General features: G+C 73.5%; 20 protein-coding genes and 2 pseudogenes. 12 read left to right on the plus strand and 10 right to left on the minus strand.

Annotated elements, in window-relative coordinates:
• The first annotated feature begins 1 nt into the window (after window position 1).
• Entirely contained in the window at window positions 2-1,204 is a 1,203-nt protein-coding gene (locus ACQ86J_RS16410) for a cache domain-containing protein (protein WP_431271934.1), read from the plus strand.
• A complete protein-coding gene (locus tag ACQ86J_RS16415; protein WP_431271935.1) occupies window positions 1,192-2,016 on the plus strand; it encodes a methyl-accepting chemotaxis protein in 825 nt (274 codons plus the stop codon). Before ACQ86J_RS16410 ends, ACQ86J_RS16415 begins: the two co-directional genes overlap by 13 nt.
• A 32-nt stretch (window positions 2,017-2,048) precedes the next feature.
• Here the strand turns inward: ACQ86J_RS16415 and ACQ86J_RS16420 are convergent, their stop codons facing one another.
• From ACQ86J_RS16420 to ACQ86J_RS16440, 5 genes and pseudogenes are all read right to left on the minus strand, one after another.
• Window positions 2,049-2,957 carry a hypothetical protein gene (locus ACQ86J_RS16420; RefSeq protein WP_431271936.1) on the minus strand — a complete coding sequence of 303 codons (909 nt, stop codon included), beginning with the start codon at window positions 2,955-2,957 and terminating at the stop codon, window positions 2,049-2,051.
• A complete protein-coding gene (locus tag ACQ86J_RS16425) occupies window positions 2,954-3,568 on the minus strand; it encodes an AI-2E family transporter (RefSeq protein WP_431271937.1) in 615 nt (204 codons plus the stop codon). The genes ACQ86J_RS16420 and ACQ86J_RS16425 overlap by 4 nt, the downstream gene beginning before the upstream one ends.
• 106 nt (window positions 3,569-3,674) lie before the next feature.
• Window positions 3,675-3,866: pseudogene (locus ACQ86J_RS16430) on the minus strand (hypothetical protein); the annotation flags it as partial.
• 242 nt (window positions 3,867-4,108) lie between these two features.
• On the minus strand, window positions 4,109-4,819 hold the full coding sequence (locus ACQ86J_RS16435) for a hypothetical protein (protein WP_431271938.1): 711 nt from the start codon (window positions 4,817-4,819) through the stop codon (window positions 4,109-4,111).
• Window positions 4,820-4,969: 150 nt separating this feature from the next.
• The gene (locus ACQ86J_RS16440; RefSeq protein WP_431271939.1) at window positions 4,970-5,485 is read right to left on the minus strand and encodes a hypothetical protein; all 516 of its coding nucleotides are present in this window, start codon (window positions 5,483-5,485) and stop codon (window positions 4,970-4,972) included.
• Here ACQ86J_RS16440 and ACQ86J_RS16445 point away from each other — a divergent pair.
• Window positions 5,484-5,846, plus strand: a complete 363-nt coding sequence (locus ACQ86J_RS16445; protein ID WP_431271940.1) for a hypothetical protein — start codon at window positions 5,484-5,486, stop codon at window positions 5,844-5,846. The two genes, ACQ86J_RS16440 and ACQ86J_RS16445, sit on opposite strands and share 2 nt — an antisense overlap.
• Window positions 5,847-5,879: 33 nt before the next feature.
• Here the strand turns inward: ACQ86J_RS16445 and ACQ86J_RS16450 are convergent, their stop codons facing one another.
• Entirely contained in the window at window positions 5,880-6,320 is a 441-nt protein-coding gene (locus ACQ86J_RS16450; RefSeq protein WP_431271941.1) for a DUF2141 domain-containing protein, read from the minus strand.
• A gap of 133 nt (window positions 6,321-6,453) precedes the next feature.
• Here ACQ86J_RS16450 and ACQ86J_RS16455 point away from each other — a divergent pair, with 133 nt between their 5' ends.
• The 3 genes from ACQ86J_RS16455 (at window position 6,454) to ACQ86J_RS16465 (ending at window position 9,871) form a co-directional block, all read left to right on the plus strand.
• On the plus strand, window positions 6,454-6,876 hold the full coding sequence (locus ACQ86J_RS16455; protein WP_431271942.1) for a cupin domain-containing protein: 423 nt from the start codon (window positions 6,454-6,456) through the stop codon (window positions 6,874-6,876).
• Window positions 6,877-6,951: 75 nt separating this feature from the next.
• Window positions 6,952-8,169, plus strand: a complete 1,218-nt coding sequence (locus ACQ86J_RS16460; RefSeq protein WP_431271943.1) for an ABC transporter substrate-binding protein — start codon at window positions 6,952-6,954, stop codon at window positions 8,167-8,169.
• A 100-nt stretch (window positions 8,170-8,269) separates the two neighbouring features.
• Window positions 8,270-9,871 (plus strand): hypothetical protein, encoded by a 1,602-nt coding sequence (locus tag ACQ86J_RS16465; RefSeq protein ID WP_431271944.1) that lies wholly within the window; start codon window positions 8,270-8,272, stop codon window positions 9,869-9,871.
• Between the two features lie 115 nt (window positions 9,872-9,986).
• Here the strand turns inward: ACQ86J_RS16465 and ACQ86J_RS16470 are convergent, their stop codons facing one another.
• Together ACQ86J_RS16470 and ACQ86J_RS16475 are read right to left on the minus strand one after the other, a co-directional pair.
• Complete coding sequence (locus tag ACQ86J_RS16470; RefSeq protein ID WP_431271945.1) at window positions 9,987-11,345, minus strand: ABC transporter substrate-binding protein; 1,359 nt, start codon at window positions 11,343-11,345, stop codon at window positions 9,987-9,989.
• Between the two features lie 104 nt (window positions 11,346-11,449).
• Window positions 11,450-12,622 carry a M20 aminoacylase family protein gene (locus ACQ86J_RS16475; protein ID WP_431271946.1) on the minus strand — a complete coding sequence of 391 codons (1,173 nt, stop codon included), beginning with the start codon at window positions 12,620-12,622 and terminating at the stop codon, window positions 11,450-11,452.
• A gap of 257 nt (window positions 12,623-12,879) precedes the next feature.
• Here ACQ86J_RS16475 and ACQ86J_RS16480 point away from each other — a divergent pair, with 257 nt between their 5' ends.
• Together ACQ86J_RS16480 and ACQ86J_RS16485 are read left to right on the plus strand one after the other, a co-directional pair.
• Entirely contained in the window at window positions 12,880-13,314 is a 435-nt protein-coding gene (locus ACQ86J_RS16480; RefSeq protein WP_431271947.1) for a hypothetical protein, read from the plus strand.
• Window positions 13,315-13,361: 47 nt separating this feature from the next.
• Complete coding sequence (locus ACQ86J_RS16485) at window positions 13,362-13,817, plus strand: class I SAM-dependent methyltransferase (protein WP_431271948.1); 456 nt, start codon at window positions 13,362-13,364, stop codon at window positions 13,815-13,817.
• 64 nt (window positions 13,818-13,881) lie between these two features.
• Here the strand turns inward: ACQ86J_RS16485 and ACQ86J_RS16490 are convergent, their stop codons facing one another.
• Window positions 13,882-14,082 carry a DUF2783 domain-containing protein gene (locus tag ACQ86J_RS16490; RefSeq protein WP_431271949.1) on the minus strand — a complete coding sequence of 67 codons (201 nt, stop codon included), beginning with the start codon at window positions 14,080-14,082 and terminating at the stop codon, window positions 13,882-13,884.
• 227 nt (window positions 14,083-14,309) lie between these two features.
• On the minus strand, window positions 14,310-15,701 hold the full coding sequence (locus ACQ86J_RS16495; protein ID WP_431271950.1) for an FAD-dependent monooxygenase: 1,392 nt from the start codon (window positions 15,699-15,701) through the stop codon (window positions 14,310-14,312).
• 144 nt (window positions 15,702-15,845) lie between these two features.
• Between ACQ86J_RS16495 and ACQ86J_RS16500 the strand changes: the two genes are divergently transcribed.
• From ACQ86J_RS16500 to ACQ86J_RS16515, 4 genes and pseudogenes are all read left to right on the plus strand, one after another.
• Entirely contained in the window at window positions 15,846-16,322 is a 477-nt protein-coding gene (locus ACQ86J_RS16500; protein WP_431271951.1) for a MarR family winged helix-turn-helix transcriptional regulator, read from the plus strand.
• Between the two features lie 100 nt (window positions 16,323-16,422).
• Window positions 16,423-17,055 (plus strand): hypothetical protein, encoded by a 633-nt coding sequence (locus ACQ86J_RS16505; protein ID WP_431271952.1) that lies wholly within the window; start codon window positions 16,423-16,425, stop codon window positions 17,053-17,055.
• Between the two features lie 116 nt (window positions 17,056-17,171).
• Window positions 17,172-18,976 (plus strand): annotated as a pseudogene (lepA, locus tag ACQ86J_RS16510) (translation elongation factor 4).
• A 185-nt stretch (window positions 18,977-19,161) separates the two neighbouring features.
• Window positions 19,162-20,268 (plus strand): GAF domain-containing sensor histidine kinase, encoded by a 1,107-nt coding sequence (locus ACQ86J_RS16515; protein WP_431272430.1) that lies wholly within the window; start codon window positions 19,162-19,164, stop codon window positions 20,266-20,268.
• Window positions 20,269-20,302 lie beyond the last annotated feature (34 nt).

Raw genomic sequence — 20,302 nt, forward strand, 5'->3', positions numbered from 1 at the left:
CATGCAGCTCCGCTTGACCATCTCGCACCGCGTCCATGCCATCACCGCCATCGCCATGCTCGGGCTCTGCATGCTGGCAGGGCTGGCGACCCATGAGGCGGCCTCCCTGCTGCAGCGCGACCGCGTCGCCCTGCTGCAGGGCGTGGTCGACACCGCCCTCGCCACCGCCGCCCGGTTCGAGGCGGAGGAGCGCGAGGGACGGCTCGACCGCGCCACCGCGCAGCACGAGGCGGCGGCGGCGATCCGCGCCATTCGCTATCGCGGCAACGAGTATGTCTGGATCAACGACCTCGCGCCGCGCATGGTCATGCATCCTTTCCGGCCTGACCTCGAAGGCCACGACCTGAGCGGGTTCAAGGATCCGAACGGCTTCCCGCTCTTCGTCGCATTCACCGAGACGGTGCGGCGTGACGGCGCCGGGACGGTGCGCTACCAATGGCCGCGCCCCGGCGCCGCGGCGAGGGCGCCGCCGGTCGACAAGCTCTCCTACGTCGCCGGCTTCGCGCCCTGGGGCTGGGTCGTCGGCACCGGCGTCTATGTCGACGATCTCGCGGCGGAGACTTGGTCGCTGGCCTGGCGCAACATCGCCGCCCTGACGGGTGCCGGGCTGCTGGTCGGCCTGCTGGCCTGGCGGGTGGCGCGCGGCGTGGTCGGGCCGCTGCGCGCGGCGACCAGGGCCACCACCGCCATGGCCAGGGGCGACCTCGCGGTCGCCTCGCCCGGCGCCGGGCGGCAGGACGAGATCGGCGACCTCGTCCGGGCGCTCGAGGGCTTCCGCGCGCAGGGTCTCGAGAACCGCCGGCTGGCCGAGCAGGCGGTCGCCGAGCAGTCGGCGCGGGAGCGGCAGGTGGCGGCGATGGACCGCCATACGGTCGAGTTCAGTTCGGCGATCTCCGCCGTGCTGCGCTCGCTCGCCGTCTCGGCGGACGAGATGCGCGCGGTCGGCGCCGGCGTTGCCGAACTCGCCGGCCGGACCCAGGCACGGGCCGACAGCACCGCCGCCCAGGCGACCGAGGCGGCACAGACCCTCGGCGGCGTCGCCGGCGCGACCGAATCGCTGACCGAGAGCGCCAACGAGATCGCCCGCCGGGTCGCCGAATCGACCGAGGCCGCGCGGCGCGCGGTGGCGCGCGCCCGGGCGACGGACGAGACCGTGAAGGGCTCTCCACCGCCGCCAGCGAGATCGGCGAGGTGGTCCGCCTGATCGCCGACATCGCCAGCCAGACCAACCTCCTCGCCCTCAACGCGACGATCGAGGCCGCGCGCGCCGGGGAGGCCGGCAAGGGCTTCGCGGTAGTGGCGAGCGAGGTGAAGCAGCTTGCCGCGCAGACCGCCCAGGCGACCGAGCAGATTGGCCGGCAGGTCGCCGCGATCCGTGGCGCGACCGGCACCGCCGTCGCCGCGGTCGGCGAGATGGCGGCGGGCATCGACCTGATCAGCGACATCGCGGCGGCGATCGCCACGGCGGTCGAGGCGCAGCGCGTCGCGACCGCCGGGATCGCCGCGCAGGTGGCGGCGACCGCGGCGGCGACCGCCGGCACGAATGACCGCATGCGGGAGGTCTCCTCCCTGGCCGGGGAGGCGATCACCGCCGGCGCCAGCGTCCGCCGCGCCTCCGAGAGCATGTCCGGGGTGACCACGACCCTGCGCGGCGAGGTCGACGACTTCCTCGACGCCATGCGCAAGGTGGATGCGAAGGAGCGCCGCCGTTGGGAGCGCATCCCGGGCGGGGATGCCCGCGCCCGGTTGCGTGCCGCCCAGGCCGGCAGCGCCGCCGTGGAGGTCCGGATCGTCGACATCTCCCGCGGCAGGGTCGCGCTGCGCGGCTACCCCTCGACGCTGCCGGTCGGCTGCGAGGTCGAGCTCACCCTGCCCGGCAGCCCCGACCCGGTCGCCGCGCGCGTGGTGCGGAGCGACGTGCGGGAGGTCGTGCTCTCCTTCCGCCAGGCACCGGACTTCCTGGCCCGCATCAACCGCGCGCTGGAAATCATCGGCGGCGCGAAGCAGGCGGCCTGAGCCGCAGCGCCCCGCCCCCGGCTATTATCTTCTCAGGCGGGCGCCGCCACCACGCCCAGGTCGGGCTCCTGGCGCGGCGCCTCGGGCCGCGGCGCCGGCGTCGTCAGCACCGGCGGCGCGGCCTGGCCGGCCTGCTCCGCCGCCAGGTCCAGCGCCTCGGCCAGGCTGCTGGCCAGCAGCAACGGCTGCGCCTGGCTCTCCGCCCTCAGCGCGGCCGACAGCGTCCCGTCCGATTCCGGCCCCCAGGCCAGGGCCAGGGCCGGCGTGCCCGGCAATCGCCGTCGCGCCCGTCGCAGCAGGTAGCGTGCCGTGGCCGCGCTGCTGCCACCCTCGATCAGGCAAAGACAGAGCAGCTTCGGCGGCGCGCCCGGCCCGGCCGCGAGGCCGCCGATCTGCACCCCGAAGCCGCGGCGCTGCAGCACCTGGCCGAGCATCACCGCCGCCAGCGCGTCGAACGGCCCGCGCCCGGGCAGGCACAGCACCGCCCCCGGCACGTGCCAGGTCGCCGGCACCGCGGGCGGCGCCTCGGCCGCCGCGCCACCCTCCGGCTGCAGCTCCTCCGCCTCCTCCAGGTCCTCGATCAGCAGCTCGACGCTCCGCTGCAGCGCGTCGCGGCGGTCCGGCGACAGCGCGCCATGCACCGCATCCGCCTGGGCCAGCCGCAGCGCCGGCAGGGCGACGCCGTCGAGGAATTCGGCCAGCGACTTCTCCTTCAGGCACTTGTCGGCCTGCTCGGCCAGCGCGTCGGCATCGCCGGCCAGGGCCCGCTGGTAGAAGGTCTCCTCCGGGTCGAGCGGCGGACTGTCGCCCAGCATGACCTCGAGGAATTCCAGCCGGTCCACGTGCCGCCCGAGCACCACCAGGCAGACCGTCAGCGGCACCGCCAGCAGCAGCCCGATCGGCCCCCAGAGCCAGGTCCAGAAGGTCGCCGCGGCGATCACCGCGATGGGGAAAGCCCGGTCGAATGGCCGAAGACCAGCGGCTCCAGCACCTGGCCCATCAGCAGCTCGCTCAGGGCGAACAGCGCCAGCACCCAGACCAGCGTGCCCCAGCCGGGATCGACCGCGAGCGCCAGCAGCACCGGCCCGGTGATGGTGATGAAGACGCCGATGAAGGGGACGAAGCGCATCAGCCCGGCGACGAAGCCCCAGAGCAAGGGATTGGGGATGCCGATCGCCCAGAGCGCGGCGGCGACGAACAGGCCGAAGGCGGTGTTCATCCCGGTCTGCGCCAGGAAGAAGCGGGACAGCCGGTAGGCCGCGTCATCCATCGCCGCCATGGTCCGGTGCAGGTCGCGGGCGCCGGCGAGGCGGATCAGCCGGTCGCGCAGGTCCTCCCGGTAGAGCAGGATGAAGATCACCAGGATGGCGACGATGCCGGCGGTGGCCAGCGGGCCGAGCAGCGGCTCGGCGACCCGCTGCAGCACCTCGAAGGCCGTCGGCGCCGGGGTGTGGATCTCGACCGGGATAGGGTCGGTGGCGGTCGGCAGGCTGGGCGCGGCGCGCGGCCGGGCGGGCGCGGCCGGCTTCTCCGCAGTGCCGGAATGGCCCATCTGCTGCAGCGTGTCGGTGAGCCGGTCGAGCAGCCCGCCCCGAGGCCTGCAGCCGGCCGACCTTGTCCATCACGGCGCCCTGGTAGGCCGGCAGGTTCTCGGCCAGGGAGGTCGCCTGGCCACCGACCAGCGCGCCCATCCCGAGGATGACGGCGCCGGCCAGGGTGACGGCGACCAGCACCGAGGCGGCGCGCGGCAGGTGCACCCGCCGCAGCAGCCGCGCCACCGGCGCCAGCACGAAGGAGAGCAGGACCGCGAGGACCAGCGGGATCAGCAACTCCCGGCCGAAATAGAGCACGGCGCCGATCAGCAGCGCACCCTGCAGCAGCTGCAGGCCGGAGCCCGGGACGCCGGCGGCGGCGACGCCGCGGGCGTTGGCCGCGGCGGATGCCCGGGCGGGGGAGGCGTGTCGGACATGGGGGTGGAGGCGCCTCCGGGCCGGAGATCGGCCACCGCAGCCGAACGCCGGGCCGGCTGGTCCGTTGCGCGGGGCGGCAGGTCGCGACCGCGCCAGGACGGAGCGCCGGCGCCGCGCCCGGCTCAGGCCGGGTCGTCGCCCTCGGCTTCGTAGACGCCGAGCAGCCAGTGCAGCACCCGGTCCGCGTCGTGCGGCCGCCGCTCCCGCTGGGTCGGGCCGCCCAGGCCATGCAGGTCCGCCTCGGGCGCGGTCGGCGCATGCACCGTCAGGACCAGAACCGGCAGCGCCGGCCTGGCCCGGCGCAGCAGCCGGACGACGCCGCGGCCATCGGCGCCGGAGGGGTGGAGCTGCAGGTCGACCACCGCCGCCGCCGGCCGGGCCGCCGCGGCGATGGCTGCCTCCAGCCCGGCTTCCGGCAGGACCAGCGCCTCGAAGCCCGCCACCGCCGCGATGTCCTGCAGGTCGGCGGCGGTCCGCGGGTCGAGCCCGCAGAGCAGGAGCAGCGGCTGCGGCCGCGGGCCGGCGGCGATCCTCTCGGCATCCTCCCAGATCGCCAGCAGCGCGTCATGCGCGGTGCGGTGCGGGCCGCTGTCGTGGGTGCCCTCGGTCCCCTCGACGAGGATGCAGGCCTGCGCCCGGACCAGCTGCCAGCGCAACGGCGGATCGAAATTCGGCCGCTCGACGCAAATCTCGAGGCACCGGCCATGGCGCGGATGCAGCCGGTCGGCGGTCCGCCAGCCGGGGCGGGAGAAGACGAACCGCGCGGCGCTTTGGCGATCCGAGGCGGTGATGCCGCCGCCATGCCAGGCAGCCGACAGCGGGATGACGTTCATGGACGGGGCACCCAAGGACACGCGTTGCCGGGCGGGTCAGTCGCCTGCACCACCGCGCAACTTTCGGGCGATAATCATACCAAGGAATGCATCAACACCATCACATTTCATCCGGCCGGACGAAAGCCGGAACACGTGACCCGGCGCGGCTCAGCGCCCGCCGCGGCCGCGATCCCAGTGCATCGCCCCGATCCAGGATCGGCCGCCGCCCGGCGCCGCCGCGCCCGCCTTCGCCTGGGCCAGGGCATGCCCTTCGCTGATCACCCGGGACAGCGCCGCGGCCGGGTCCGTGGCAGGCGGTTCGCCGGAGAGGCCGGCGGCCTGGCCGGCCATGTCCTCAGCCACCCGGACCGCCAGGGCGGCATCGGCCGCAAGCTGCGCCGAGACGGCCGCCGCATCCTCGGCCAGCCGGCCGAGCGCGCGCGACAGCGCCAGCATCGCGTCCTGCCGGCCGGGGCCGGCGGCGGCCACCAGCGCGCCGGCCCGCGATGCCGCCTCCCTCGCCCGTTCGGCCAGGGCGCCGACCTCGGCGGTGCGCTCCCGGCTCGCCTTCATGCGGACCGGCAGGGCGTCGAGCGTCGCCACCAGCGGCCGCAGCCGGGCGCGGATGGCGGCCGGTCCGCCGCCCCCTCCGCTGGCGCGCCAGGGCGACGAGGTCGGCGGCATGGCCGCCCAGCGCCTCCGCCACCGCGCGGCCGAGCAGGCTGTCCCGCTGCACCCGCTCGGCGGCCGCCTGCATCTCGGCGGCGAACTCGTCGAGCTCGCCGCTCAGCGCCCGCAGCCCCTCCGCGGGCGCCGCGCGGCGGTCGAAGGCCAGGGTGCGGGTGCTGCGGGCGATCTCCTCGGCCCGCATGCCCATGGCGCAGACATCGATGGCGGCCTGCTGCTGGACCCGCATCTTCTCGCCCAGGGCGGACAGCGCGCCGGCCAGCTGCGCCAGCATCGCCTGCCGCGGCGAGGGCGGCGGAACGGGTTCGGCCAAGGGCCCGGGGCTCCTGCGCGGGATCGCGCGACCGGCAGCCTCTAGCGCGGAAGGGTTAAGCGCGGGTTGGCGGCGCCCTCAGCGGTAGCGCAGCGTCACCTGCGTGCGGACCTCCCCGGCGGCGGGGATGGCGATGCTCGCCGCATCGAAGCCCGGCGGGCCGAAGCGGCCGATCGGCGCGTCGTTGCCGAAGCCCACCGCCTCGGTCGGCCGGCCGAGCCAGTCCTTGCCCAGCCGGCCGTCGCCATCGGCGTCGTGGAAGGCGGAGACGCCGAAGCGGCCTTCCGGCAGGCCGGCGATGCGGAACTGCATCGGGCCGGGACGGGCCGGGGCGCGGGCGATGAAGCGGCAGGTCCCCTCCGGATAGCCGTCCGGCGGGCAGGCGGCGACGCGGACCATGCCCTCGGCCGAGGCGACGTCGCGCAGGGTGACGACGAGGTCGCCGGCCAGGGCCTGGTGGCCGCCGAGCAGGAGGGCCAGGGCGAGGTGAGGGATGAGGCGGGGGCGGCTGAGGGGCAAGTCGGGAACTCCGGGTGGCGGGGCAGGCGTAGCGCAGCGGCGGCCGGCCGGCGCGCGGGAAATCCACTTGCCGCGCGCCCGGCCGGGTGTAGCCTTCCCGGACCGGTGCGCAGACACCGCAGGAGGATGTCCCATGGATGGCAGCGTTCCGGGCGCCGCGCGCCCCGGCTACAAGCTGAAGATCACCAAGAAGGCGGACAGCCCGCCGGTCGCCGGCCGCCGGCGCTTCTTCAAGTACCGCGACCTCGGCGTGGCGGATGCCACCGACGGCGCGGTGCGGGCGCAGGTGATGGAAGCCGTCACCGGCATGACCGAGCCGACCGGCTGGCACGTCCACCACTGCGAGGCGCAGTTCATCTACGTGCTCAAGGGCTGGGTCACGCTGGAATTCGAGGACGGCTCGCAGCACCGCATGGAGGCGGGCGACAGCGGCCTGATCCCCGGCGGGATGAAGCACAACGAGATCGCCACCTCGGATGACGTGGAGATCCTCGAGCTCTCGGTCCCCGGGCCGATGGGCACCACGCCCTGCGACCCGCCGCCCGGCATGGGCTGAGCCGATACCAGGCCGGGGGCGCCGCGCGGCGGCGGCAGCGCCCCCGGCGCGTGCGGCCGCCGGGGGACGACAAGGATGATACTCGATCGACGCGCGCTGCTGCTCGGCGGCGCGGCCTTCGGCATGCTGCCGCGGATGGCGCGGGCGCAGGCGCAGCAGACCGTCCGGCTCGGCATCATCTCCGACATGAGCGGGCCCTTCGCCGACCTGTCGGGACCGGATCCCGTGCTGGCGGTGCGCCAGGCGATCCAGGACGCCGCGCCGCTCGGCCTCAAGGTCGAGCTGGTCGCCGCCGACCACCAGAACAAGCCCGACCTCGCCACCAACATCGCCCGGCAATGGCTGGACCGCGACGGCGTCGACGCGCTGATCGACGTGCCCGCCAGCAGCGCCGCGCTGGCGGTGAACGGCGTGGTGCGGGAGAAGAACAAGGTCTTCCTGGCCAGCGCGCCCGGCACGGCGGAACTGACCGGGGCGCAGTGCAGCCCGAACACGGTGCAGTGGACCTACGACACCTGGATGCTGGCGAATCCCACCGCCCGGGCGATGACGCGGGAAGGCGGCGACAGCTGGTACTTCGTCACCGCCGACTACGCCTTCGGCACCTCGATGGAAGCCGAGGGCGGCAAGATCATCGCCGCCGAGGGCGGGAAGGTGCTGGGCTCCGCCCGCTTCCCCTTCCCCGGCACCACCGACTTCTCCGCCTTCCTGCTGCGGGCGCAGGCGAGCAAGGCCAAGGTCATCGGCATCGCCGCCGGCGGGACGGACCTGGTCAACTGCGTCAAGCAGGCGGCCGAATTCGGCATCCAGAAGCGCGGGCAGAAGCTGGCGGCGCTGATCCTCTTCATCTCGGAAGTCCATTCGATGGGCCTCGAGACGGCGAAGGGGCTGGTCTGCTCGGAAAGCTTCTACTGGGACGTCAACGACCGCACCCGCGCCCTGACGCGGCGGCTGAAGCAGGACTTCAACGCGCCGCCGCCGACCATGGTGCAGGCCGGCTGCTACGCCGCGACGCTGCACTACCTGAAGGCGGTGGCCGCCATGGGCGTCGCCGCGGCCAAGGCGGATGGCGGCGCCGCCGTCGCGCGGATGAAGGCGATGCCCTGCGACGACGACGCCTTCGGCCCGGGCAGCATCCGCGCGGATGGGCGGAAGCTCCACCCGGCCTACCTGCTGGAGGTGAAGGCGCCGGCCGAGAGCAAGGGCCCCTGGGACTACTACAAGGTGCTGGCCAGCGTCCCCGGCGACCAGGCCTTCCGGCCGATGGCGGAGGGCGGCTGCCCGCTGGTGTGACGGCCGGCGCCGACCGATGAAGTGCTACCGGTTGCGGCGCCCGCCCGGCTAGGCTGGCGGGGTCGCGCGGCCCCGCCGCGCCGACCATGGGAGACACGCCATGACACCACGTCGCCTCGCCGGCGCGCTCGCCGCCCTGCTGCTGGCCCCCGGCGCCGCCTTCGCCCAGCACGACCACGCGCATGCGGCCGAGGAGAAGGTCGGCAAGGTCAGCTTCGCCAATTCCTGCGCCCCGGCGGCGCAGGCCGACCTCGCCCGCGGCGTGGCGATGCTGCATTCCTTCTGGTACGCCGCCGGGGAAGCCGCCTTCCGCGCCGCACTGGCGAAGGACCCGGGCTGCGCCATCGCCGATTGGGGCATCGCCTCCGTCCTCATGAACAACGCGCTGGCCGGCGTCGGCGCCACGCCGCAGGGCGCCGAGGCGGCGCAGGCGGCGATCGCGCATGGCCGCGCGACCGGCGCGAAGACGCAGCGCGAGCGCGACTACATCGAGGCCGTCGCCGCCTACTACCAGGACTTCGCCGCCCGCCCCGAGCGCGAGCGCCAGGCCAGCCGCGCCAAGGCCTACGAGGCGCTGGCGGCGCGCTACCCGGATGACGACGAGGCGCAGATCTTCAGCGCGCTCTACATCGCCGGCACGCAGTCCCAGGCCGACCAGACCTATGCCGCCTATGCGCGGTCGGCGGCGATCCTCGAGAAGGAGTTCGCCAAGTACCCCGACCATCCCGGCGTCGCGCACTACCTGATCCATGTCTATGACGCGCCGCCGATCGCGGCGCAGGGGCTGACCGCGGCGCGCAAGTATGCCGGCCTCGCGCCCGATGCGCCGCATGCGCTGCACATGCCGTCCCACATCTTCACCCGGGTCGGCGCCTGGGCGGATTCGGCGGCGACCAACCAGCGATCCTTCGCCGTCGCCAGCCGGGCCGGCGATTTCGGCGAGGCCTGGCACGCCAGCGACTATGCGGTCTATGCCGACCTGCAGCTCGGCCGCGACGCCGCGGCGCGCGCCGCCTACGACGCGGTGCGGCAGGTCCCGCCGGCGGCGCCGATGCCGGCCTCGGTGCCCTATGCCATGGCGGCGATCCCGGCGCGCATCGTGCTGGAACGCGGCGACTGGGCCGCGGCCAGGGCGCTGGTGCCGCCGGCCGGGAACGCGGCCTATGCGCCCGCGGCCATCACCACCTTCGCCCGCTCGATCGGCGCCGCGCGCTCGGGCGACGTCGCGCTGGCGGAGCAGGGCGCGGCGGCGCTGGCGACCGAGCAGCAGCGGCTGACGGAAGCCGGCAACGCCTATTGGGCACGGGAGGCCGCAATCCAGCAGCAGGCCGTCGCCGGCTGGACCGCCTTCGCCCGAGGGCAGCGGGAGGCGGGGCTGGCGCTGATGCGGGAGGCCGCCGACCTCGAGGACCGCAACGAGAAGCACATCGTCACCCCCGGCCGGATCCTGCCGGCGCGGGAGCTGCTGGGCGACATGCTGCTGGAGGCGGGCCAGCCGGCGGCGGCGCTGCGGGAATACGAGGCGTCGCAGCAGCGCGAGCCGAACCGCTTCCGCGGCTTCGCCGGCGCGGCGCAGGCGGCGGCCGCCGCGGGCGACGCGGAGAAGGCGGCGGGGTACTACCGCAAGCTGCTGCAGCTGAGCGAGACCGCCGACAGCGAGCGGCCGGAGATTGTGCAGGCGAAGGCCTTCCTGGCGAGATAGGAAGGATCGGGGAGGAAGGCCGGTGTTCCCTCCCCGAACCCAACCCTTCCCTCCGGGACTCGGGGAGATGCATGAGGGGATCCGGGGGAGACTCCTTCTCCCCGGCCTTGCCGGCTCAGCCGCGCGCGAAATTGCGCAGCTCGCCCTCGGCCCAGGCCATCGCCTCCGCCATGCTCTGTCCGCCCTGGGCGATGCGGGCGATCATCTTGGTGTTGACCGCCTGGACATAGGCCTGCACCGCCGTGTCCGCCGGCGCCGGGGCGAAGGCGACCGTCAGCTGCCCCTGCTGATGCGGCTTGTCCGGGTAGTTGTAGGCGAAGCCGGTCGGCGGCCCCTCGGTCTCCCACACCTTGAAGTTGGACATGCTCTGGAAGGGCGGGATGTCGTAGCCGTTGGTCGCCGTCGACTGGCGTTCCGCGCTTTGCCGGTCCGAGAGGAATTCCAGCAGCGACTTCGCCGCGGTCTTGTTCTTCGAGAAGCTCCAGATGCCCCAGAAATACGGCAGGAAGGGCGTGAACCGTCCCTCCGGCCCGGCCGGGAAGGGCGCGTACCAGGATTTCTCGGCGACCTGCGGCGCGTCCCGCTTCGCCACCGCCCAGGCCGAGGGCGGGTTGAAGATCAGCGCCGACTTGCCGGAGATCAGCGCGCGGTTGTTCGAGGCGTCGTCCCAGGCCCAGACATCGTCCGGCAGCTGCTTCGAGAGCCGGATGACGTATTCGGTCGCCTGCTTCAGCTTGTCGTTGCCGCGGATGGTCACCTGCCCTTCGGCATCCATCATGCTGGCGCCGAAGCTGCGGAACAGCGCGCCGACCCAGTCCACCGCGTCGGAATACTGGCCCATCGGCAGGGCGAAGGGGTAGCCGGCGGCGTTGCACTTCGTGGCCGCGGCCAGGAAGGCGTCCCAATTCCAGGTATCGGCACCCGGGCCGCGTTCCGGCTTGGCCGGCCACATGGCGCGGATATCGATCCCGGCATGCTGCTGGAACAGGTCGTAGCGGATGCAGGCGGGCTTGGTCTGGGTGCCGGCGACAGCCGGCACGGCGCGCCAGGCGCCCTCCCGCTTCGCCAGGTATTCGGCGGCCGGGGTGACGGGACCGTACTTCTTCTGCAGCCGGCCCATGACATCGTCCACCGGCTCCAGCAGCCGGGCGTGGGAGGAAGGCTCCCAGGTCGGCATGGCGACGATGTCGTGGCCGCTGCGCGACTGCGCCTCGGATGCGATGGTCAGCAGGATCTGGTTGCCGGCGGAGACCAGGCGGTCGATCTTCACCTCGACCCGGTTCTTCGCGCCCCATTCCTCGCAGAGCTCGCGGATGATGTCGTTGCCGGCGGGGACCCAGTGTTCCCAGAAGCCGCAGCGCAGGACGCCGGCCGAGTTCTGCGACTGCACGTTGAACACCGGCAGCGTGGCCCCGGCCACGCCCGCCACGCCCGCCCGCAGCGCCGCGCGCCGCGTCACCTCGTATCTGGTCATGGTTGCTTGCCTCCCGCGGGCGGCTTGCTGCCGCCTCACGGGGGAAGGCTAGCGCGGCGTTCCGGCGACAGCGGGAAAACCCGCCGCCGCGCCGCAGGCTGTGATCACGCCGGTTTAGGTAACTCCTTCTCGACCACCGCGGCCAGGATGCCGGCGCCATAGGGGATCGCGGCGTCGTTGAAGTCGTAGCCGGGATTGTGCACCTCGCAGCTTCCCGCGCCGTCGCCGTTGCCGACCAGGATGTAGGCGCCGGGGCGCTCGGCCAGCATGTAGGAGAAATCCTCGGAGCCCATGGCGGCGACCCGGGCGCGGTCGACATGCGGCTCGCCCACCATGGCGGCGGCGGCATCGGCGATCAGCGTCGTCTGCTCGGGGCTGTTGACGACGGGGACGGTGATCTCGCGGAAGTCGAGCTCGGCGGTCGCGCCGAAGCCGGCGGCGATGCTGGCGGCCAGCGCCCGCATCCGCTGCTCCAGCAGCCGCATCGTCTCGGTCTTGAAGGCGCGCACCGTGCCGCGCAGCGCGACGCGCTCGGGGATCACGTTGTAGGCGGTGCCGGCCTCGAACCCCGTCACGCTGATGACGGCGGTGTCGTAGGGCGCCACGTTCCGGCCGACGATGCTCTGCCAGGCGGAGATCACCTGGGCGCCGCAGACCACCGGGTCGACCGTCGCCTCCGGCCGCGCGGCATGGCCGCCCTTGCCGTGGATGGCCAGGTCGAAGAAGGCGCAGCCGGCCATCATCGCGCCTTCGCGGATGCCGTAATGCCCGACCGGCATGCCTGGGCGGTTGTGCAGCCCGTAGACCGTGTCGCAGGGGAAGCGCTCGAACAGCCCGTCGGCGATCATCGCCTGGGCGCCGCCCTGGCCCTCCTCGGCCGGCTGGAAGATCAGGTGCACGGTGCCGTCGAAATTCCCCGTCTCGGCCAGGTAGCGGGCGGCGCCGAGCAGCATGGTGGTGTGCCCGTCATGGCCGCAGCCATGCATCTTGCCGGGCACGGTCGAGGCATGCGCGAAGCCGTTCGCCTCCGGCATGTCGAGCGCGTCCATGTCGGCCCTGAGGCCGACCGCGCGGTTGCCGCGGCCGGAGCGCAGCACGCCGACGACGCCGGTGCGGCCGATGCCGCGATGCACCTCGATGCCCCAGCTCTCCAGCCGCTCGGCGACCAGGGCGGCGGTGCGGTGCTCCTCGAAGCCGGTCTCGGGATGGGCGTGGAAGTCGCGCCGCCAGGCGGCCAGCTGGTCCTGGTAGCGGCGGATATGCTCGATCGGGTTCAATCTCGCTCTCCTGCCCGCGGCGCAGCCGCCCTGCCGTCACGGGGCGCGGCGGCAGCGCGGATCGGCGGGGATGGGTCATCTTCCGGCAAGGCCACCGGCGGCGCGATGGCCTGGGGCACAGTATCGGGCGCGGCGGCGGGCCGAGGCAAACCCCGCCCCGTGCAGCATTGCGGGAGCGGATTGCCGCACCAATGCGTTTCCGCCGCGGGCCCATCTGCACTATGCCTGGAGGACGAGGAGGCAGCAGCCGCAACCCCATGGAACAGCGCACGGAGAAAGTGGCGACACCGAACCGTATCGTGCCGGCGCCGCACGGCCTGGCCCGCGGTGCCCCGGTGCCGTGGTGGGCGAAGCTCGGGCTGAAGCTCGGGCTCGCCGCAATCGGCATCCATGGCGCCCGTGCCCGGGCCTTCGGCCTGGCGCGGCCCTCCTTCGAGGCGACCGCCCCGGCCAAGCTGGTCGGCACGCCGGCCGGCTGGATGCAGCGGGCGGAAGCGATGATGGGCCGCCGCCCGCGGACGGTGCTGGAGATCGGGCCGGGCGCCATGGTGGTCCGCGCGCCGGTGCTGGCCGGGCTCGGCGCGCGGCGGATCTGGTACGTGGATCCGGCGGACAGCGCGCCCACCGCGCTCGCCCCTACCGCGCCGCCGCCGCGGCGGCGCAGGCCCAGGGCCTGCCGGCGCCGGACCTGACCGGCTGCGCCGACCGCGGCGCGGCGCTGGCCCGCTGCGGCACGACGTTGCTGATCGGCGGGCCGGCGGCGCTGGCCAGCATCCCGGACGGCGCCGTCGACCTGGTGGTGAGCGAGGCGGTGCTGGAGCATGTCCGGCGTGAGGATATCGCGCCGCTGCTGCAGCAGCTGCGGCGGGTGACGGCGCCGGATGGCGTCGGGCTGCACTTCATCGACTTCCAGGACCATCTGGGCGGCGGCTTGCAGCACCTGCGGTTCAGCGACGCCTTCTGGGCCAGCCCGCTGGTCGGCCGGGCCGGGGTCTATGTGAACCGGCTTGGGCTCTCGGCCATGGTCGGCCGCTTCCGCCGCGCCGGCTTCAGCGTGGCGGTGCCGGAGGCGGTGGTCTGGGAGAAGCGGCCGCGCGGCCCGGCCAAGCCGCATCCGGAGGCGATGCGCCCGGCGGCGGACGACCTGGTGGCGCGGGCGGCAATCGAGGTGCGGCTGAGCGGCGCGGAGCGCTGACAGCCGCGGCCGGCCGCGCGGAGGGTGCCGCGCTGCCGGCACTGGAGAGGGGCGTGGCAGGCACTCAATCCGCGGGGACGACCGCCTCCCGCGCCAGCCGGATCGCCTCCGCCGCCGCCGCGTCGCCGGCATGGTTGGCCAGCAGGATGACCAGCGCGGCGTCGAGCCGGCGGGAGGCCGCCTCCTCCAGCCCGCGATGCGCCTCCATCAGCGCGGCATAGAAGCCGTCCGGATCGGCCAGGCGCGGTTCGGTCGAGAGGGTCATGCGGGCTTCCCCAGGGCGCGGTCGCGCGCGGCGGCGATGGCGGCCGGATCGGGCCGGTCGAAGCGGGCGGCGACGTGCTGGTCGGGCCGCAGCAGCACCGCCTGGCCCGGCGCGAGGCCCCAGCGGGCGGCGACCAGCCCGGCATGGTCGAAGACCGCGCCGGTGGTCTCGGTCTCCCCACCACCAGCCGGGCCACCCCAGGCGGCGGCGCCGGCGGCGGCGCGCCCTCACCGGCCAGGGCCAGCAAGGTGAAGCCGCTTCCACCCAGATGCCGCAGCAGCCAGTCCGGCCGGCCACGGTCGAGCACCGGCGCATCCGCGGCCGGCGCGCCGGGCGGCAGCCGCGAGATCCTCCCCGCCCGGGGTGTTCAGCGGGCTGCCGCGCAGCACGGCGGGGCGGGAGAGGCGGCCGGAATTCACCAGCGGCCGGGCCAGCGCGTGCCGGGCCGAGAGCGCCAGCACGGCGTCGCGCCAGGCCAGCGCGGCGGCGTTCTTCGGGGTGATGAAATCGGTGCTGCGGGTGGAGTTCAGGATGTTCTCCTCGGCCGCCGGGATGCGCTCGGCATCGTAGCTGTCGAGCAGCGCCTCCGGTGCCTCCCCGGCCAGCACCGCGGCCAGCTTCCAGCCGAGGTTGTCGGCATCCTGCACCCCGCCATTGCCGCCGCGGGCACCGAAGGGGCTCACCTGGTGCGCGCTGTCGCCGACGAAGAGGATGCGGCCATGGCGGAAGCGCTCCAGCCGCCGGCAGCGGAAGGTGTAGACGCTGACCCATTCGAGTTCGAATGGCACCGCCGGGCCGAGCATGGCGGCGACGCGGGCGCGGACCCGCTCCGGCTGCTTCTCGGCCTCCGGGTCGGCATCCCAGCCGAGCTGGAAGTCGATCCGCCAGAGGTCGTCGGGCTGCTTGTGCAGCAGCACGGACTGGCCGGGATGGAAGGGCGGGTCGAACCAGAAGCGCCGCTCGGCGGGCAGGTCGCCGCGCATGACGATGTCGGCGATCAGGAAGCGGTCGCGGAAGACCTGGCCGAGGAAGGGCAGGCCCAGCGCCTCCCGCGCCGTGCTGCGGGCGCCGTCGCAGGCCAGCAGCCACTGCGCGTGCAGCCGGTAGGCGCCGTCCGGCGTCTCGACCGTCAGCAGCGCGCCGTCGGCGCGGGTCTCGAGCGCCGTCACCCGGTTGCGCCAGCGCAGGTCGACGAGGCCGGTCGCGGCGCAGGCCTCCACCAGCCATTCCTCGGCGTAGTATTGCTGCAGGTTGACGAAGGCGGGGTACTCATGGCCCTGCTCGGGCAGCAGGTCGAAGGCATAGGCTTCCCGGTCCTGCACGTAGACGCGGCCCTGGTTCCACAGCACGCCCTTCTCCAGGAAGCGCGCGCCGAGCCCGAGCCGGCCCATGATCTCGAGCGTCCGCTTGGCCCAGCAGATGGCGCGGCTGCCGAGCGAGACGGTGTCATCCTCGTCGAGCAGGACGGAGGCGGTGCCGCGCCGCGCCAGGTCCAGCGCCAGGGTCAGCCCGACCACGCCGCCGCCGAGGATGACCACGGCCGCCTCCTCCGCCGCCGCGCGGCCGAGCGCCTCGGGTCGCCGCCAGGCATAGCGCGGGTTCTGGTAGGTGGCGGGCACGCAACGCCTCCCCTCTGCTCGGCAACGACATGGACCGGGCGGCGGCGGCTGCCAAGCCTGCCGCGCCCGGGACCGCATCGGGGCCCCTACCCGCGGGCCGGCGGCTCCGGCATCCTCGGCCCTCCCCCGCTGCCAGGCCAGACGATGACCGACCCCGCCGACTTCGCGTTGGAGGAATTCCTGCCCTACCGGCTCTCGGTGGTGACCAACCATGCCTCCCGGCTCTTCGCCCGGCGCTATTCCGCCCCTTATGGTCTTTCCATCCCCGAATGGCGGGTCCTCGCCGTCGTCGGCCGCTTCGGCGGGCTCTCCGCCACCGGGGTGGTCGAGCGCACGGCGATGGACAAGGTGAAGGTCAGCCGCGCGGTCCGCGCCCTGCTCGACCGCGGCCTGCTGGCGCGGCAGGAGGATGCGGCGGACCGCCGGGTCCAGCGCCTGGCGATGACCGAGGCCGGCCGCGCCCTGCATGCCGCCATCCTGCCCGAGGCGCGGGCGCTGGAGGCCGGCCTGCTGGACGCCCTGGCGCCGGCCGAGAGGCAGCTGCTGCACGCCCTGCTCGACCGGCTGGAGGCGCGGCTGCTGGCGATGGGCGCGGCGGCCGGCGATGCCGGCCCGGATTGATGCCGACCCGTCGTGACGCAGGCTTGACCGGGCGGCGAAGCGGGCAACCTCCATCCCGCCCCGGCCGCGCTATCCTGGCCACCCTGAAGGAGCTCCATCGATGCTGCGTCGCGCGCTGCCCCTCGCGCTGCTCGTCCCGCTCGCGGCCCTGGCCCAGACTGGACCGGCACCGGGCCAGGCACCGAATCCGGGGAATGACCCGTCCTTCCGCGTGGTCAACAACACCGCCCGGGCGATCAACGAGGTCTATGCCTCCCCCGCCAACCAGCCGGACTGGGGGCACGACCGGCTGGGCAACGAGGTGGTGCCGCCCGGCGGCCGGCAGATCATCCGCCTGCCGCAGGACGGCACCTGCAGCTGGGACATCCGCATCGTCTACCAGGGTGCCGGGGCGGAGGAGCGGCGCAACCTGAACACCTGCGGCTTGGTGGACCTGGTGCTGGGCGGCGGCGGCGCGGCGCCGCGCAACGCGCAGCAGGGCAACCCTTCCTTCAACCTGGTCAACCAGGGCGGCCGGCCGATCGAGCAATTCTACGCCTCGCCCGCCTCGGCGAAGGGCTGGGGGCCGGACCGGCTGGGGGAGAACACCATCGTCCCGCCCGGCGAATACCAGCCGGTGCGGCTGCCGCAGGGCGAGTGCCTCTATGACCTGCGCTGGGTCTGGCAGGGCGGCGAGGCGGGGGAGCGGCGCAACGTGAATGCCTGCGCCACCACCAACTACGTGGTGAAATAGCCCGCGGCCGCCACGCATCGCAGGCGGCGCTTTGATTTAGGCCCCGGCTGGCCTATCTCCCACCCAGCAGACGGCCGGGCCCGACCCAGGCCCCCAATACGGCCTCCGGAATCCTCATGCCCGACACCCCGCTGAACCGCATCCGCAACTTCTCCATCATCGCCCATATCGACCACGGCAAGTCGACCCTCGCCGACCGGCTGATCCAGACCACCGGCACCGTGGCGCTGCGCGACATGAAGGAGCAGCTGCTCGACAACATGGACATCGAGCGGGAGCGCGGCATCACCATCAAGGCGCAGACCGTCCGCATCCAGTACAAGGCGCATGACGGCGAAACCTACGTCCTGAACCTGATGGACACGCCCGGCCATGTCGACTTCGCCTACGAGGTCTCCCGCAGCCTGGCTGCCTGCGAGGGCAGCCTGCTGGTGGTCGATGCCTCCCAGGGCGTCGAGGCGCAGACCCTGGCGAACGTCTACCAGGCGCTGGACGCGAACCACGAGATCGTCCCGGTGCTCAACAAGGTGGACCTGCCGGCCGCCGAGCCCGACCGGGTGAAGCAGCAGATCGAGGATGTCATCGGCCTCGACGCCTCCGACGCCGTGCTGATCAGCGCGAAAACGGGCCTCAACATCGAGGGCGTGCTGGAGGCGATCGTGACCCGCCTGCCTCCCCCACCGGCGACGCGGCGAAGACCCTGACCGCCCTGCTGGTCGACAGCTGGTACGACGCCTATCTCGGCGTCGTCGTGCTGGTCCGCGTCCGCGACGGACACCTGAAGAAGGGCCAGCGCATCCGCATGATGTCGAACGGCGCCGTCCACACGGTCGAGCAGGTCGGCATCTTCACCCCGAAGATGGTCGCGGTGGACAGCCTCGGCCCGGGCGAGATGGGCTACGTGACCGCGGCCATCAAGACGGTCGCCGACACCAACGTGGGCGACACCATCACCGACGACCGCGCCCCCGCGGCCGAGGCGCTGCCGGGCTTCAAGCCCTCCATCCCCGTGGTCTGGTGCGGCCTCTATCCCGTCGATGCCGACGACTTCGAGAAGCTGCGCGAAAGCGTCGGCAAGCTGCGGCTGAACGACAGCAGCTTCCACTACGAGATGGAGACCAGCGCCGCGCTGGGCTTGGGCTACCGCTGCGGCTTCCTCGGCCTGCTGCACCTCGAGATCGTGCAGGAGCGCCTCTCGCGCGAGTTCGACCTCGACCTGATCGCGACCGCCCCCTCCGTCGTCTACAAGCTGAAGAAGACGAACGGCGAGGAGCTCGACCTGCACAACCCGGCCGACATGCCGGACCCCTCCGTGATCGCCGAGATCCAGGAGCCCTGGATCAAGGCGACGATCATGGTGCCGGACGAATACCTCGGCCCGGTGCTGACGCTCTGCAACGAGCGCCGGGGACGGCAGGTGGAGCTGACCTATGTCGGCACCCGCGCCATGGCGGTCTACCGCCTGCCACTGAACGAGGTGGTCTTCGACTTCTACGACCGGCTGAAGTCGATCAGCCGCGGCTATGCCAGCTTCGACTACCAGGTCGACGGCTACGAGGCCGGCGACCTGGTGAAGATCTCGATCCTGGTGAATGCCGAGCCGGTCGACGCGCTCTCCTTCATGGCGCATCGCAGCCAGGCCGACCGGCGCGGCCGGCAGATCTGCGAGCGGCTGAAGGAGCTGATCCCCCGCCAGCTCTTCAAGATCCCGATCCAGGCGGCGATCGGCGGCCGCGTCATCGCGCGCGAGACCATCAGCGCCATGTCGAAGGACGTCACCGCCAAGTGCTACGGCGGCGACATCTCCCGCAAGCGGAAGCTCCTCGACAAGCAGAAGGAGGGCAAGAAGCGCATGCGGCAATCTGGCAAGGTCGAGATCCCGCAGAGCGCCTTCATCGCCGCCCTGAAGATGGACGCCTGACGGCCCGCGCCTGCACGCCTGCTTGATGCGTCGGCGAACCTGCTTGGTCCCGGCGCGGCAGCCCCTCTAGGCTGCCGCGCCGACAGAGCCGCCCATGACCACCGAATCCACCCCCCGCCAAAGCCGGCGTCGCCGACGATATCGCGCTGGTCGCTCGCCTGGATGCCGTCCCGGCGATCCTGCAGCTGCTCTCCGAGACGACCGGTCTCGGCTTCGCCGCGGTCGCCCGCGTCACCGACCATGCCTGGACCGCCTGCGCCGTGCTCGACCGCATCGGCTTCGGCCTGCGGCCTGGCGGGCAGCTCGATGTCAAGACCACCTTCTGCGACAGCATCCGCGCCTCCCGCCAGCCGATCGTCATCGACCAGGCGAGCGCGGATCCGGTCTATGCCTCGCATCCGACTCCCCGGCGCTACGGGTTCGAGAGCTACATCTCGGTGCCGATCATCCGCCGCGACGGCTCGGTCTTCGGCACGGTCTGCGCGCTCGACCCCAAGCCCGCCCGGCTGCGCGACAGCAAGGCGCTGCCCACCCTGACCCTCTTCGCCCAGCTGATCGCGGCGCAGCTGGAGGCCGAGGAGCAGCTGGAGGCGAGCCGCGCCGCCCTGCTGGACGCCGAGGCGATGGACACGCTGCGCGAGCAGTTCATCGCCCTGCTCGGCCACGACCTGCGCAACCCGATCGGCGCGGTCAGCGCCGGGGTCGGGCTGCTGGCCCGCCGCCCGGCGGATGACCGCGCCGCCGCCATCCTGGCGGAGATGCAGCGCAGCTGCCGGCGCATGGCGAAGCTGGTGGACGACACCCTCGACCTCGCCCGCGGCCGGCTCGGCGGCGGGATCGCGCTGCAGCGCCGGCGCGTGGCGCTGGAGGCCCCGCTGCGCGAGGTGGCGGAGGCGCTGCGCGGCGCCCATCCGGGGCGGCTGATCGAGACCGCGATCGACCTGCCCGCCCCGGTATCCTGCGACCCGGAGCGCATCGCCCAGCTGGCCGGCAACCTGCTGGCCAATGCGCTGGTGCATGGCGCGCCGGACCGGCCGGTGCGGCTGACCGCGCTGGGCCGGGATGGCGGCCTGACCCTCGCGGTCGCCAACCAGGGCCCGCGGATCCCGCCGGCGATCCTGGCGCGGCTGTTCCAGCCCTTCCGCCGCGATGCCGACGGCCCGCGCGCCGGGCTCGGGCTCGGGCTCGGGCTCTACATCGCCGCCGAGATCGCCCGCGCGCATGGCGGGACGCTCGGCGTCAGCTCGGACGCGGCCGCGACCGTCTTCACCCTGGTGCTGCCGCCGGGGTGAGGACGGTACCCGGCCGGGAGATGCAACCGAACCG

It is taken from the genome of Dankookia sp. P2, from assembly GCF_050632255.1.
Lineage (GTDB): Bacteria > Pseudomonadota > Alphaproteobacteria > Acetobacterales > Acetobacteraceae > Paracraurococcus.

Bases quoted from the DNA above. Each gene is read 5' to 3' on its own strand.
- ACQ86J_RS16465 (WP_431271944.1), top strand. From the start codon at position 8,270: ATGACACCACGTCGCCTCGCCGGCGCGCTCGCCGCCCTGCTGCTGGCC.
- ACQ86J_RS16500 (WP_431271951.1), top strand. From the start codon at position 15,846: ATGACCGACCCCGCCGACTTCGCGTTGGAGGAATTCCTGCCCTACCGG.
- ACQ86J_RS16440 (WP_431271939.1), bottom strand. From the start codon at position 5,485: ATGCCGCCGACCTCGTCGCCCTGGCGCGCCAGCGGAGGGGGCGGCGGA.
- ACQ86J_RS16455 (WP_431271942.1), top strand. From the start codon at position 6,454: ATGGATGGCAGCGTTCCGGGCGCCGCGCGCCCCGGCTACAAGCTGAAG.
- ACQ86J_RS16460 (WP_431271943.1), top strand. From the start codon at position 6,952: ATGATACTCGATCGACGCGCGCTGCTGCTCGGCGGCGCGGCCTTCGGC.
- ACQ86J_RS16445 (WP_431271940.1), top strand. From the start codon at position 5,484: ATGGCCGCCCAGCGCCTCCGCCACCGCGCGGCCGAGCAGGCTGTCCCG.
- ACQ86J_RS16470 (WP_431271945.1), bottom strand. From the start codon at position 11,345: ATGACCAGATACGAGGTGACGCGGCGCGCGGCGCTGCGGGCGGGCGTG.
- ACQ86J_RS16505 (WP_431271952.1), top strand. From the start codon at position 16,423: ATGCTGCGTCGCGCGCTGCCCCTCGCGCTGCTCGTCCCGCTCGCGGCC.
- ACQ86J_RS16435 (WP_431271938.1), bottom strand. From the start codon at position 4,819: ATGAACGTCATCCCGCTGTCGGCTGCCTGGCATGGCGGCGGCATCACC.
- ACQ86J_RS16410 (WP_431271934.1), top strand. From the start codon at position 2: ATGCAGCTCCGCTTGACCATCTCGCACCGCGTCCATGCCATCACCGCC.
- ACQ86J_RS16480 (WP_431271947.1), top strand. From the start codon at position 12,880: ATGGAACAGCGCACGGAGAAAGTGGCGACACCGAACCGTATCGTGCCG.
- ACQ86J_RS16490 (WP_431271949.1), bottom strand. From the start codon at position 14,082: ATGACCCTCTCGACCGAACCGCGCCTGGCCGATCCGGACGGCTTCTAT.
- ACQ86J_RS16425 (WP_431271937.1), bottom strand. From the start codon at position 3,568: ATGGGCCATTCCGGCACTGCGGAGAAGCCGGCCGCGCCCGCCCGGCCG.